The sequence below is a fragment of the Aureispira anguillae genome, assembly GCF_026000115.1.
Classification (GTDB): Bacteria; Bacteroidota; Bacteroidia; order Chitinophagales; family Saprospiraceae; genus Aureispira; species Aureispira anguillae.
In genome coordinates, this window is the sequence record NZ_AP026867.1 from 2123164 (window position 1) to 2138045 (window position 14882).

10 protein-coding genes are annotated in these 14882 nt (G+C 35.4%); 4 read left to right on the top strand and 6 right to left on the bottom strand.

Going from position 1 to position 14882, the window contains the following annotated elements:
* Positions 1-219: 219 nt before the first annotated feature.
* The 4 genes from AsAng_RS08285 to AsAng_RS08300 all read left to right on the top strand — a co-directional run bounded on the left by AsAng_RS08285 (position 220) and on the right by AsAng_RS08300 (position 5214).
* On the top strand, positions 220-1314 hold the full coding sequence (locus tag AsAng_RS08285; RefSeq protein WP_264792300.1) for an OmpA family protein: 1095 nt from the start codon (positions 220-222) through the stop codon (positions 1312-1314).
* 582 nt (positions 1315-1896) lie between these two features.
* Positions 1897-2580 (top strand): class I SAM-dependent methyltransferase, encoded by a 684-nt coding sequence (locus AsAng_RS08290; protein ID WP_264792301.1) that lies wholly within the window; start codon positions 1897-1899, stop codon positions 2578-2580.
* Between the two features lie 92 nt (positions 2581-2672).
* Positions 2673-3833 (top strand): glycosyltransferase family 2 protein, encoded by a 1161-nt coding sequence (locus AsAng_RS08295; RefSeq protein WP_264792302.1) that lies wholly within the window; start codon positions 2673-2675, stop codon positions 3831-3833.
* A gap of 1 nt (position 3834) precedes the next feature.
* Complete coding sequence (locus tag AsAng_RS08300; protein WP_264792303.1) at positions 3835-5214, top strand: hypothetical protein; 1380 nt, start codon at positions 3835-3837, stop codon at positions 5212-5214.
* A gap of 124 nt (positions 5215-5338) precedes the next feature.
* Here AsAng_RS08300 and AsAng_RS08305 read toward each other — a convergent pair whose 3' ends face one another.
* The 6 genes from AsAng_RS08305 to AsAng_RS08330 form a co-directional block, all read right to left on the bottom strand.
* On the bottom strand, positions 5339-9118 hold the full coding sequence (locus AsAng_RS08305; protein WP_264792304.1) for a sensor histidine kinase: 3780 nt from the start codon (positions 9116-9118) through the stop codon (positions 5339-5341).
* A 344-nt stretch (positions 9119-9462) separates the two neighbouring features.
* Positions 9463-9789: a DUF2834 domain-containing protein gene (locus AsAng_RS08310; protein WP_264792305.1), complete on the bottom strand. Its 327-nt coding sequence runs from the start codon at positions 9787-9789 to the stop codon at positions 9463-9465.
* 380 nt (positions 9790-10169) lie between these two features.
* A complete protein-coding gene (locus tag AsAng_RS08315; RefSeq protein ID WP_264792306.1) occupies positions 10170-10757 on the bottom strand; it encodes a Crp/Fnr family transcriptional regulator in 588 nt (195 codons plus the stop codon).
* 190 nt (positions 10758-10947) lie between these two features.
* On the bottom strand, positions 10948-12675 hold the full coding sequence (locus AsAng_RS08320; RefSeq protein WP_264792307.1) for a dynamin family protein: 1728 nt from the start codon (positions 12673-12675) through the stop codon (positions 10948-10950).
* 216 nt (positions 12676-12891) lie between these two features.
* Entirely contained in the window at positions 12892-13527 is a 636-nt protein-coding gene (locus AsAng_RS08325) for an MOSC domain-containing protein (RefSeq protein WP_264792308.1), read from the bottom strand.
* A 45-nt stretch (positions 13528-13572) separates the two neighbouring features.
* Positions 13573-14580: a TGF-beta receptor interacting domain-containing protein gene (locus tag AsAng_RS08330; protein ID WP_264792309.1), complete on the bottom strand. Its 1008-nt coding sequence runs from the start codon at positions 14578-14580 to the stop codon at positions 13573-13575.
* Positions 14581-14882 lie beyond the last annotated feature (302 nt).

Genomic DNA, 14882 nt, shown 5'->3' on the forward strand with positions numbered 1-14882 from the left:
TATTATATCGTTTTTTAACTGTATATGATAAAAAAATAAGTGAATTGAATTTTGCAAAAGCTCTAATCTCCATTCTAAATACAGGAACTTTAGCCAAATTTTAAACCTAGGCATCAAAACTACTGAGTTGTAATTTATTATTCCCATTGTTAAACATAGTCTGTTATTGTAGTTTTTATCATCTTCTATGGTAACGAACTATTGAAAAAATGAATCACTATGAAATCAAATTTACCCTTATTGTATTGTTTTATTTTAATCCTCAGTTATTGCCAAACCTTACATAGTGCACCTTCTAATATGGAAAGCCATATAGATTATGTGCCAAAATACCGAAATCAAAACAAAAACTTTATTCTAGCAAAAATCGAATATACTGCTGATGAAATGATCTTGCATTTTCGATATGTTGCTAGTAGAGAAGAAGAGTCGCTTCGATTTTCTGGATCATTAACACCTTCTGCTTGGAGGTTGTATACAAGTGCTAGAAATACGACAGCATTTACGAAGTATGCAACGTTGCAGAATATAAAAATTAATGGAGAACTCAAATCCGAAATAATAGCTGCTAATGATGAATCTCAATTTGTTGCAAAGTACGGCGAAATTGTTTCAGGTGAAGCCCATTTTAGCAAGCTTCCTGGCAATATTCGTGCAATCAATTTTGAAGGAGGAGGTATTGCGCTCTGCAATGATATTTTGATCAAAGATGATAAAAGTCCAATGTTAGGAACGGTTAGCCAAATGACTGGAAATGTGGATCGGTTTTATAATATGCTAAGTAATTTTGGGGTTAATGTAATTCGAAAAAAAGAAACAATTGCAGAACCTAAGAATTTGAGCTTAACAAACGCTACTAATAGTAAGACTGAACAAGAGAAAGAGGCAGTTAAAATGCTTAAAGCAGCAGAACCCGTTAATTATATCCCTAAACAATTAACCTCCGCAAAAGACATGGGCTGCAATACAAGAGTTATTTTAAAAAATGTATACTTTGGTGATAACAGCGCTAACTATGCAGGAAGGGTTGAAGCCATGTCTACCATTCAGATTATTGTTGACTACATGAATTATTATCCAGAATCTACCATTATTTTACATGGGCATACGGATGTTCACGGAATCGCTGAGAAGAATATGGAACTATCTAGAAAACGAGTTTTGACGGTTCGAAATACCCTAGTTACAAAGGGAATTGATGCAGATAGGATTAAGATGATGCATCATGGAAGTACTCAACCTCTTCCTGGTTATTCTAAAGGAAGTCGAAAAAATAGAAGGGTGGAAGTAGAAGCTTTTTGCAAAGATTCTTAATGGACAAAATTACAAGGTTTAAATTTATAGCTAGAGTTGTCAGGGTTTTATCCTGATAACTCTTTTTTGTAGAAGGATTATTTTAAATGGCTTTGTCGTGTTATGAAAAATAATAACTAGGTGATTTTTTCTGATAAATTAATTTTTTTGTCATTGGCGAGTTTTATTTTTTGTTTTATCCTTGTAAAAGAAAGAATAAATAGAAGTTGGTTATGTATAATGTTCGCTTTGTAAAAGGTGTTTAAATTTGGCGCAAAAAAAGTTTATTGTGAGTAGTTTGCCCAAATGACTTTTACAGCAATAAGTAAGGAGATCTTTCTTTCTGAATTGGATTTGGTGGTTCGATATCTAATTCGTAAAAAAAAGAAAGATCACCTTGCTTTTTATTTTTTATGACGTTATGTAAGCATTACTCCGTTAAAAAATCGTATTCAACTGATTATTAGAATGATGTATTTTTATCGTTCAAAATATTAGTTATTTGATAATCAACGGAGTATTAGTAAGAATAATATACCTAAAATAGAGCCTTCTAAATGTCTTTGTTCCCCAATGTTAGTCATAAGTGAAATCCCCATAATTATGAGTTCCCCAATAGCAAAAAATACAAAGAATATCCTCGAAAGAGCCATTGTTAATTCACATCAAAAGCTATCCCACAATAAAAGAATTAATTATTTATCAGAGCTGTTTATTAAATTATTAGATGAATTAGCGATAGAAAAAGCAACCATTTTGGATATTGGTTGTGGCGATATGTCTATCGCAGAAAATTTAATGAATCAAAGAACAGAAGTTAAGATTACCTGCTTAGATACCTATCCACTCCCTGAAGATTTTAAAAATCATCAACGTTGGCAAAAATATGTGAGTTTTGACGGGCGTCAAATCCCTTTTGAAGCCAACCAATTTGACGTTGTTATTCTCTGCGACGTTTTGCATCATGATATTGAATATGCAGAAGTGATTTTAAAAGAGGCTTATAGAGTTGCTAAGTATGTAATTATTAAGGACCATTTTGAGTATGGTTTTGTTTCTAGACAAACCCTGCGTTTAATGGACTTTATTGGCAACTGGGGATATGGAGTCTCAGTGCCCAAACGGTATTTTTCGAAAGAAAATTATCAAAAATTGCTGCTTCAACAACCCTCTATAACCGAAATTAAGCAGATTTGTCCAATCCCTTTATACCAGCATAATTTTATGTTTAATCTTATCTGCCCAGGGAAACTACAATATATATCCATCCTACAAAAGATCAAATAGTACTGTAAAGCTACTTAACCATAAGCATCTGTCATAGTGTCGTCCGATAACTATGATAAAATAACCACATTCCCTAATTAAATTGTAAACTAATGACTACTGAATCTTTAGAGTTAACGATCTTGATGCCCTGCTTAAACGAGCATCTAACCTTAGGAACCTGCATAGAAAAAGCTCAAACTTCTCTCAAGGAGAATCATATCAATGGCGAAATTGTTATTGGAGATAACGGAAGTACAGACGGCTCGATTCAAATTGCAAAATCGATGGGAGCAAGGGTGATAAATATCAAAGAAAAAGGCTATGGAAGCGCCCTGATTGGAGGGATGAAAGCTGCCAAGGGTAAGTATATTATCATGGGGGATTCAGACGATAGCTATGATTTTTCTACCTTAATGCCTTATGTCAATAAATTGAGAGAAGGTTATGATTTGGTGATGGGTAATCGTTTTAGAGGAGGGATAGAAAAGGGAGCGATGCCTTTTTTGCATCGTTATTTGGGAAACCCTGTATTGTCCTTTATTGGACGTTTGTTTTTTAGAACAAAAATTAGGGATTTTCATTGTGGCCTAAGAGGATTTAATCGCACAAAAATGTTGTCAGTTGGATTGGAATGCTCAGGTATGGAATTTGCTTCGGAGATGGTCGTAAAATCTATTCTAAATGATTTTCGAGTAACGGAAGTGCCAACTACTTTAGCAAAAGATGGGAGAGATAGACCGCCTCACCTTAATACTTGGTCAGACGGTTGGCGGCACCTACGATTTTTGTTGCTGTACAGCCCTGTTTGGTTGTTTTTATATCCAGGTTTATTTTTGTTTGTATTTGGAGGCTTCCTAACGGGATTGTTATTGTTCAAGCCTATTCAAATTTTAGGAGTAGAATTGGATGTGCACACCTTAGCCTATAGTGCAACTAGTATGTTTATTGGATTTCAGTTGGTGTTTTTCTTTGCCTTTTCAAGAATTTATGCCAGTATGAATAGCTTGTTGCCCAAGGGCAAACTCTATCGATACTATAAAGCAAAATTTTCATTAGAAAAAGGATTGATAGGCGGCGTATTTTTTGTCTTGTTTGGCTTAGGTTTATTGGTGATAACTTGGATGGATTGGAGATCAGTAAGTTATGGTGAATTGTTGCCAAGGGAAACGCTAAGACTTGTTATCCCTTCTATCTTTTTTTTGATTGGAGGAATTCAAATTGCCCAAGGCAGCTTTTTTATGAGCATTTTAGGACTAAAGCAAAATAAATAAGATGTCAACTCAACAAAAATGGTTCTGCTTTTTTGTCAGCTCATTGGTTTTATGCATTCCTGCCTTTTATAATGGTTTTCCTTTTTTGTTTCCAGACACAGTAGGGTATATAGATTCGGGATTTGAAAACAGAGTAGGAAATGCAAGGACTTGGTTATATGCGGGGTTTCTGAGGCACAGTAGTTTGTGGGAGTCATTATGGATCGTTATTTTTGCACAGGGAATGCTTGTTTCTGGGACAGTTTATTTGATGTTTAAGTATTTTTTTGAGGAAAAAAAATTAGAGCTGTCTTTTATCAGTTATTTATTGATTGTAGGGACAACAACAGCCGTTTCTTTTCATGTGAGCATGATAATGCCAGATATTTTTACCCCTATTGTGATTTTGTGTTTTTGTCTTTTGATTTTTTCAGAGAATATGTCTCGAAGAGATTATTGGCTAGTGATTTTTTTGTTTTTGTTTTCTTCGGGAACACATAATTCTCACTTGGTTCTTAATTTAGGATTAGTTGGAGGGCTTGCAGTAGGGAAATTGATCAAAAAATGGCAACCCTTTTACATAAAGGCAGGGATAACAAGCCGAAAAATAGGTTTTATTACTGGTTTGATCGTTGTGACTCATTTTAGTGTTTGCGCCATTCACTATAGCAAAGGAGGCGATTTTGCTGCAACTAGAGGAGGGAGTATTTTTCTTTTTGCTCGATTGTGTGATTTTGGAATAGCTCAAAGTTATCTTAATGAAAACTGTGAAGAGTGGGGGCATGATATTTGCAATTATGTAGAGCGGATGACTTTGGGAAGGCACTATTTGTGGGCAGGAACGAGTTATTTTAATAAAACGGGGAATTGGACGGCGGAGAACGAAGCGTTTTATAAAGAATTAGTATGGAATATCTTAACGACACCTAAATACTTAAAAAAGTATATGATTAGCTGCATAGAGGCTACCTTTATGCAATTTTTCTCTTTTGAAAGTAGCCCCTTGTCGGAAATGGAAAATAGCAAAGAAAACGGTCCTATAGGACAGGTAAAAAACTACTTCCCCAATTATTACATAGCAGCATACCACAGTCGGCAAATACAGGGAAATTATGATACAATTCAAATAAATTTGAACAATATGGTGCAACAAATTGTACTATATCTAGCAGGCTTTGTTTTGGTCTTGTTGTTTTTTGATGAAAACTACGACAAAAAGCAAAAAATGCTGGCGCTGTTTATACTATTAGGGATGCTGATTAATGCTTTTATTGCAGGCGCAACATCAGGAGTCTATAGTCGTTATCAAAGCCGAGTCGCTTGGTTAATTACCCTACCTGCTTTTTGGTATCTTTTTGCGATATACCGTACAAAAATTAGCGACAAACTATTCAAAAAATAAACGATTTTTACCTTAAAATGCTGTAGAAGAAGGCTCGGTAAGAATGGAATGTTATAATGTGTTTTTATGTAGCGTGCCAATCAGCAAGACAAACCCTCGTCTTGCTGGTAGCACGCATTTTTTATTATAGCACAATAGTGCTAGCTTCTGGCTTATTTTGGGGAGGTATATAAAGGGGAAGTTCAACATAAAAATCAGTCCCTTTTCCTTCTTTAGATTTGAAATAAATTTGCCCCTTAGCCATTTCAACAATTGTTTTTGACATCGCTAAGCCAATTCCTGTGCCTGAGCTTTTGGTGGTGAAATTTGGAACAAAAATATCGTCCTCTTGAGCTTTGGGAATACCACAGCCATTGTCAGACACTTTTAAAATAACAATTGTACTTGTTGCAGAGAGCTGAACTTTTATAATACCAGGTTGGTCATCTGGAATTGCCTGTACGGCATTTTTTAGCAAATTATTGAGCACTCTCATAATTTGTGTTTTATCTGCAAACACCGTACAAACCTTGTCCGTCATATCTAGGTACAATTGGACATTTTCTTCTTCACTGAATAAGCTATATGCATTGGATACCAACTCATTGATGTTTAGGTATTCATTGTTGGCCGTGGGCATTTTGGCAAAGTTAGAGAACTCAGAAGCAATATGCGCCAAACTATCAATTTGTTCAATTAAGGTTTTGGATACCCTGTGCACCATTTTTTGTGCCTTATCAGGATTGGTATTAACAACCCGTTCCAAGAGTTGGATGTTGAGTTTCATCGGAGTAAGCGGATTTTTGATTTCATGAGCAATCTGTTTTGCCATTTCTCGCCAAGCACTTTCCCGTTGCGATCGAGCCAATTTTTTACTACTATCTTCCAATTCTCGAATCATATGATTGTAACGTTCTACCAACTCGCCAATTTCATCTTTGTTGTTCCAGATCAGGGGCTCATTTTTTTTGCCCAATTCTACTTCATCTAATTTTGCACCAATTACGGAGAGCGGATTTGTCACCGAGTTAGCAATAAAAAAAGCGGCACCACCTGCGATTAATAGAAAGATAACATAGACATTAAGCAAGGCACCTAAAAACTCTGCGACATCTTGTGAACCAATGTTGTTGGAGCCCGCCAAATCGTAAGGGAGATTAAGGTAAGCAATCGTTACTTCGTTTTTATCTTTGAGCGGAACATAAGCCGAGATATATTCAAAATTATTAATGATTTCTTCATGGGATACACGACTTAACTGCTCATTCCGTAGCCGCTGGAAGGCAATGGGGTTCATTTTACGACTAATCAGGTGTCGTTCAAAGATGACTTCTTCTGAGGAGCTTAATAAGTTGCCTCCCAAATCGTAAATGTTAACATCTATTTTGTGAATATCTGCCAAACTCCTTGCATTAGGAAGCGTTGCAACAGAATCCTGTCCTTCGTGAATTTGCCAAACAGCGGTTCGTGCTGTACTGCTTATTTTTCTTGACAGACGAGAGCGATGATAATCGTCATATTCACTGCTGTAATACCAGATGGTAATGATTGCAATAGCAACAAAAGAAGCTAGTGTTACCATAATGATTCCCCGTTGGATTTGTTCCCGTAGGGAGTTTTCAAATTGCAAATAAATAAAAGACCTTTTGGTAATTTTAGAGAAAATATAATTGACAAACTGTCCTGCAAGCAATAGAAAAATTCCAAAACAAAATATATAAGCAAAAATGGTAAAAACTTTAAATAAATTAAGCTTAGGAACCATCACAATAGAAATGCAAGAGCCATCAAAACGACTCCTATAAACTAAATAATTATCGTGGTTGTCTTTGCTTCTGTTTTTTAGCATTTTGTGTTTGCCTGGCTCTGGTCTAGGCAAGTTGTAAGCCAATTGAGCCTTAAATAAGGAACCATTCGTGGCAACTCTTTCTTCATATTTATAAACAGCATAGGTAAATTGAGAAAAAATGCTTTCCAGTCGGTCTTTATTTCTACTGAGTAGTTCAACGTAAATATTTGATTTTTTGAATTCTTTTTTGGGGGTAAACTCAATGATAATTATTCCTAATAAAGAGCCATTTTGTGAAATTGGCAGTTGGGCGAAATAAGAATATTGTCCATCTGGAATAGAATGAAACTGAAGGTATTTACAATTCGTTTTGCGAGTTTCTTTGATGGTGCTCATCAACTCTTCATAATCTCTTGTTTCGCCACGATAAGGCAATCCTTTATCGGTATAAATGTGCACGCTATAATCGTATCGCCCAAAGAAATAATTGTCCAAGTAACGATAGGTTAAGAGCTGTATTGCTTGGCTTCTTGGAGAGGGAGATAAAGGGTTGCTGATGAATAATTTTAGAAAACCGTCGCTTAGTATTTTAGGAACCAATGAGTTGAATGTACTTTCGGTTTCTAAGTCTCGTTCAAAGGCAAGTGCTTTTGAAAATTCCTTGCGGAGTAGAATCCCCTTATCTGTATTGGCATTTTCAATCATAATAGTGGCCAACACAGAAAATAACATTAGCCAGATGCTAATCCAGGCTAGGGAGGTTGCTGATCGTTGGACAAAAAAGTATAGTGTGAATGCATGCACAATAGCAGCAATACTAAAAACAAGGCGATCAATAAGGAGAAATTCAAAATAGTTACTCAGTGCAAAAATAATTAGCAAGCTGATACCAAATAACACCATATGGGTGCGTAAACGAAGATTAAATTGCCGAAAAAGTGCACAAAAACGATAGCTAATAAAGAAATAGGATAGCAGCATAACCCCAATTCCTGTTAGAGCCAATAAGGAGTATAAATCTAAGCGTGAAAAATCGTCAAACTCAAATGAAATAAAGGAAGACATAACAATGTCTCGCATGGCAAACTGAATGCCTGCCAAGCCTCCAATCAATGTGCTATAACCTATTAGTCCAAACAACGATTGCTGAAAGGAACCGTACTGTTTTATATCGGCAGGGCGGATGATTTTGGATACATAGATCGAAAACCAAAATAATAGGGCGGTATCAATCAAAAAATCCCCTAGAGAATAAAACCAAAAGGTATTGGCATTGGAAAGCCGTTCATTAAAAATGGCATACTCTTGTGCCAATAGTGGAAAGTCAAAGAATATGGTAAAGAGCCTAAATAAGAAAAAACTACCCAAAAATAGACAGATTCCACCAACTACATAGCCTTTCTTATTGAGCGTTTTAGCCATTAAATAGACTGCTAAAAGCAAAGAAAAACTACTGAAAAAATAAAGCAAGGTGCTAAAAATAACAAACCAATGGTAGGGGTAACTCTCTTGAGCTTTTATATAAATAATGGGATTGCCTCGTCGGTCTTTGACGCTAAACGCTGTTGCTTCTTCGCTAATGGTAACAAAGTCTGAAAAACTTTTGGGCATCAACGCAAAATGATCTTTTAAATAATCATTTTGGATCGAATAATGTCTGTAAAGAGGGATGAGCGCTTCAAGATTATAGTAATAATTAACCCCATCGATCAAAAAATCGTAGGGGCGTCGAATCTTAAGAAAAATGGATTCTCCTATTTTATCTTTTTTTATAGTGTCTAGCAGTGTGTATTTAATGTCAGACTGGAAGGGGAGAATCTTGTTGTTGTTCCAATATACGATAGAATCCTTATCGTTGTAAATAATGAAGGTATAAGGCTTGTTGATATACTTTTGGATGGTGTCTCCCAAGACATAGCCTTCAACAGCATTTAATAAAAAGGAACCATTGTTGAATAGTCCCTCTATTTCCTCTTCTGCTTGATGCAAGGCCTGTTCTAGATCTTGTGCATAGGTAGCAACATCAGGCGTCTGATGAGCATAATTTTCTATTGTTCTACCACTCAAAAAGCCGATGGCAGCTACCATTAAGCAGAATACAATACTATTTAAAAAGAAAGGTTTAAGTTGATTCATAGCGAAGCGTCCACATATTTTATACCATACTAATAAAAAGCTAGGCAAGAACCAAAAAAAAAACGTACTTTTTAAAGAATCATTACTCCGTTGAAAAATCGTATTCGATTGATTATTAAAACAATGTAATTCTACTGCTCAAAACATTAGTTACTTAATAATCAATCGAATACAAGATGTTTTTTTGCTTTTTTTTAGTTCGCTTTGCTCATGAGAACAGTTGTAAAAAAGTAAAAAACTATCTCACGAGTGTAACGAACCGACCTCAGGGAGCTCATAAGCGCTAGCGCACTAGCTAATTAACGGAGTATTAAAAGAATTAAACCTTTCCTTAAATTGGATACTTAAAGCGTTTCAGCTTTTGATTTTAAATATAAAAAAAGCGGAAAACCACCTGCAATGCCAAATAAAAAAGTCAAAATCCAAGTTACCCAATAATTGGCAATTTTGTACTTTTTGGCTTCTTGGTATGACCAAATCATAAACAGTAAAACCATATAAAATAAGTCTGTCATAAAAGCACTGGCAATATCATTGGCAAACATACTATTGAGGGTGGTCGGAATATCTGTCCAAAGCAAAATATTCCCCGTTTCTATGCCTACTTTTAAAACAAAAATATTGGGTAAAATAAAACCAATAATGGCTAGGGCTAGATATAGATTTTTCATTTGTTCTGTTGTTTTGAAAATAAGGGTTCAATAACAAGTTTTGTGCAAGACCAAAAGAAAAAGATTACCTTTTGCAATAGTGAGTGGGCTATAAGTTACAATTCCTATAGTTTTATATATTGTAAGTAATGGGGCAAAATTATTTATAGAATTTGCAGTAAAAGATTTTTGATATTAACAAGGCGAAAAACACAGTCATAGCCTTAGCTATGGCGAGTATTTTCAACACAGTTAAGATTAAAAAGATTGCTCGAATAAACTATCAATAATTTAGATTCATTACTTAGTTGTTAAGATCTTATCACAAAACTTGTCAAAGAGCCAAAAAAATTATTAAAACAAAGATAAACAGCAACAAGGCGGCAATCCATTGACTTAAGTTAAGATTTTTTAGTTTTGGTAGCAATTCTCTTTTTTATTCTACTCAACGATTCTGCGCTAACTCCTAAATAAGAAGCAATATAATGTTGTGGCAAACGGTTGATTAAACTGCCTTTTTGGGCGAGAAATTGCAGATAACGCTGTTCGGGGTTTAGGGTGATAAAAGCGGCGATCATATTTTGATAAGTAGATAGTTCTTCTTCCATAATGACCCTAGCTAAAAAGTCAAATTTGGGAGAATAAGCCAATAATTTATAAGCAGAATCGGCAGATATTACAATCACTTGGGTGCTTTCTGTTGCTTGAAAATTGTGTTTGGCAGGTGCTTGTTTGGTAAAACTTTCGTAAGAGCTAACAAACTCGTTTTCGGTATAAAAAAAAGCGGATTTTTCTATCCCATCAACGACATAGAACAAACGAATACAACCCTTGATAATGAAAAAAAAATGCTTCGAAATAGCCTCTTGTTGCAACAGAAAATCTCCTCTAGAAAAGGTCTTTATAGGCAATAGTTCGTCCATAAAAGCCATTTCTTTTGGATCAAGTTGGATGTGTTGCTGGACAAAATCAAAAAAAGCTTGTTTCATAGATAAAGAAATCTAAAAATGATTCTTTGACAACCCGTAGGCTCACGCAGTAAATCATGTGATAAACACTAAAAAGGGTAAGTTTATTACCTATAACTTATAACAAAAGCAGTAATAAGCAGGCAAGGTAGTTTACGATTTTACACCATTTACTTAGCTGCGCTGCTACTCTGTGGTCGTGATAGAGTTGTCAAAAAACCTTAAAAATTTTACGTTCAACGTCCTTCAACTCATTTTTGAGCTCATGAGCCATTTTATCATAATCCATAATCTGATTTTTTTCTGACTTTAGGTGATGGTCAAAATCGGTAAATTGATCGTTGATTTTGGTTTTGATTTGCTGAAAATAACTGCTTAAATTCTTAGTAAGGCTCTCTTCAAATGTCATTCGTTTCTGGGCAAGTGCTTCTTTGACCGCAGCAATGTATTTTCCTTTTTTGCTAAAGGCAATTCCACCCGCTAAAAGCAGTCCCAAACCAGTAGCGATCCCTCCTGTAATATCCAAGACCGAAATTTGGGTGATAAATGTTAGAGCACCGCCAACAGCTGCCACTCCACCAGCTACATTTACCCCTGTGTAATCAACGCCATTTCCTTTTGCAATTTTTTCTCCTTTAAAAACGTCAGATTTATCAATGAAATCGGTTAAGTTTTGTTTTAAAGAATGAACAATTTCATTGCGTTTTTGATCAATTTTATTGAACATTTCGGTAGGGTGGATGCGTAAATTTTCCAAGCTATCGAGTTCTTCTTTGACCCCGATGACCATATACGTAATATCACTTTTTAGGCTGTCAATTCCACCATCCAAAACCAGATTGGTATCTTTGTTGAGTTGCTGAACATGTTGCTTGTTAATGTTTTCCAACCAATCCTGAGTAGATTCTCCGCCAAACATAGAACGAATGGATTTGAAGGTAAAACTAAAAAAGCCAATCCCTTTGTTGAGTTCTTCCAGTGTTTTTTCGGTATTGGCATCATAGGCATTCATGCATTTTTGAGTCAAACCTTGGATATTTGCCAAGGTCAATGATTCTTTGCTGCTAATGATGCGATCAATACGTTCTCTAGTGCCAAAGTCAGTTTCATATTTGTTTTTGCGCAAATCAAATTCTTGGTTAATGTCCGCCATTAATTTTTTGATGATCTTGACATCTTCAATAATTTTATTGGTTGCAGCATCTTTTAACACATCCTTGTTGATGTATTCTCGAATTGGCTCAAAACCACTAGATTCAAGATTACCTTCGTCCTCAAGTTTAGATGAAGTAATATAAATAAGCGGCGATTCAACATGCTCATTCAAAGCATACTGGTGCAATATATTTTTGTAGTTTATTTTTTCTTCCTCAGTATAGCGATCTGCTTTAGTTAAAATAAAAACAACTTTTTTAGACCATTCGCCTTTTATTTTCTTAAATAAATCCCAAGCAGATTGCACATGGATATTATCCAGTTGGAAGACAAACAGAACTAAATTACACTTGGGGATAAAACGTTCGGTAATGATTTGGTGATCTAGTTCACGGCTATTGGTACCTGGGGTATCGACCACTGTAAGCTCTTTGAGAATCTCTGTTGGAAATTCACGAGTTGTGATTCGTTCATGACTGTTTTGGCTTAATTTTTCCGATTCCCCATAAATGATTTTCTGGACATCTTGAGTACAAATTTCGTGGCTAGTGGCACAAACGGGACTTCCCAACAATGCATTAACAAAACTACTTTTGCCCGCATTTACCTCCCCAACAATAACAAAAAGAAAATTTTCATTGATATTGTCAATTTGCCCTTTTAAAATGGTTCTAGTTTCTTTAGAGGCTCCAAATTGTCGAGCAGCTTCTAATAAATTAGAGCCCATTATTTTTAAAGAGGCTTTTAGTTCTTTTATTTTTTGGCTAACTTCTATTTTGCTCATGGTAACTGATTTGTGGTGCTTGGGGGGGTGTCGAAACACACTTTTATAAACTAAACTTTATGAGATAACATTACTCCGCTAGAAAATCGTATCAATTTGCTTTTTTATGTTTTTTACTTCGTGAGCGCTATGCTTTAGTTGTTAAAAGACTAAAAAATCAGCGGAGTATTAAGATAATATAAGGAAAGTCTAAGATTCTCCAAAGATCGTCAAGTATTATTGTTTGTATTTAGAAAGATTCTGTCTTATACCCTTAGGTAATAGTGGGATGTTGAGAATTTTGTTTAACAAAAGTTGGTCTTCTCCTTTGCTAACAAAGGATTGCACAATATCTGAAATAGAGCAATGGTAAGTAGACGTTTCTAGCAGTTGAATGTTATCTCCTGCCTCAATAATTCCTTCTTGAATCACTTTAAAATAGATGCCATAGCACTTCTTTTCGTAGAAAAGAGACAAAAGGTCATCCCGTTGAAAACGAAGATTAAGTTTAAAGCAAGGAATTCTAGGTTGTATGGCTTGAAAAATAAGCGTTCCTGCTTGATAGACATTGCCGATTTGAACCTGATGATCTGGCAGGCCTTCCGTTGTTAAATTTTCTCCAAACATACCTGCTGACCAATCCACCGTTGGAAGAGTTGTTTTCCAAGCAGTATAATAACTAGAGTCATAGCTATAAATAGCTTTGTTGACACCGCCATGAAAACGAAGATCAGCTTGCCCATCTCCTTCAATATTCAAAGAAGAAACCCTTTTAGGGCCTTTTACAGGAGATTTGAAAATGCTAGTTCGAATACTTTTGCCTTTCCATTGAACCGTTTCGGGCTGACCAATATTAATGGATAAAATTTTCATAGATAAGAAATCAGGATGAATAGGTCTAAAAGATGGTAATTAAAATTACCGCCAAAGTAATGAAAAATCTAAAAAGTCTTTAGCGGTTTGTAGTTTATAATTTTGTTTGTTTTGGATGGCCTTCCAAAATTGTTTCCATTCGTCATTGTTTAACAACAATGCAAAACCATCTTCTAGTATTCTAGCCTTATTTTCTTTTTGTTGACCAATAATTAAAAGCATACAGCCTCCCATTGTGTTTCCTTGGCTATTGGGTGGCGTGATGGCTTCTGGAGCATTGGGTTGAAAAGACCAGGTTAAGCAAGCATCTGCTTTGGAATCCAAACTGGGCAAAAATGCCAAGGGAATAGAACTGGGGAACGTTTCATGTGCTAGGTTGAGTTGAGCAGTATAATTGATGGTTAGGTAAATGTGTTGATTATTAATTAGGGTTACAGAGGCTTCAGGAAAAACCATTCGCCGAAGGCTTTTTAAAAGACTTTTGTTAAGTTCCTGAATTAATAAGTTTTCTCTATAATGATCTGTCCAATAAGGAAAGGGATAATAGCGTGCTTGCTTCCCTAACATGGATAGAATGCGAGTATATCCAAATTCTTGAACGGCTTGAACCTCCTCTAAACTTAACAAAACCATATTTAGGCATTGTTTGGGTAAAATTCCTTGTAGATGAGCAGGAGCTTTAGCATAAACAATTCCTTTCCATCCCCACAAATCGTTTTCGCCAAACTGTGTAATACTACCTTCTTTGGCAAGATGCCCTTGTTGTGCTACTTTATAAACTTGTTGAAAAAAATAGAGGGGCTCTTGAGGAACTTCATCAAGATTGGTGCGATTGGTTTTTAATACAAAAAACAACTCTTGTTGCCCCTGACTTTCTAAGCCTCTTGTTGTAAAAGATAGCGCTTTCTTATTTTGATTGTCAAAGGTAACGGGAAGTTCATGTACAGCAACAGATACCCATAGTTCTCCAGGGATTAACTCAAGGGTAGCAGGGAGGCTCGTTGCCTCTTTATTGGTTCTAAATTTATTAAATATTTTTTTGAAGAAACCCATCTTTTGTTTTCTGATAAGGATAAAAAAGGTTCAAGCGTAAGCTTACGAAGTTAAACAAATAATGGTTCTTTGACAAATGGTGTGGAATCGTAAACTACCTTGCCTGCTTATTACTATTCTTGTTATAAGTTATAGGTGGTAAGTCGTATGTCCTGTATTTACAGGAACTAAGCATACGACTTACCACCTATAACTTTCTTCTAAAACCACGTAGTAGCAGCGAAGCTAAAAGTAGTTAAAAGCTTATCCTTTTTTAGTGTTTACCACACGATTTGTCAAAGAACCCCAATAATTAGATTATT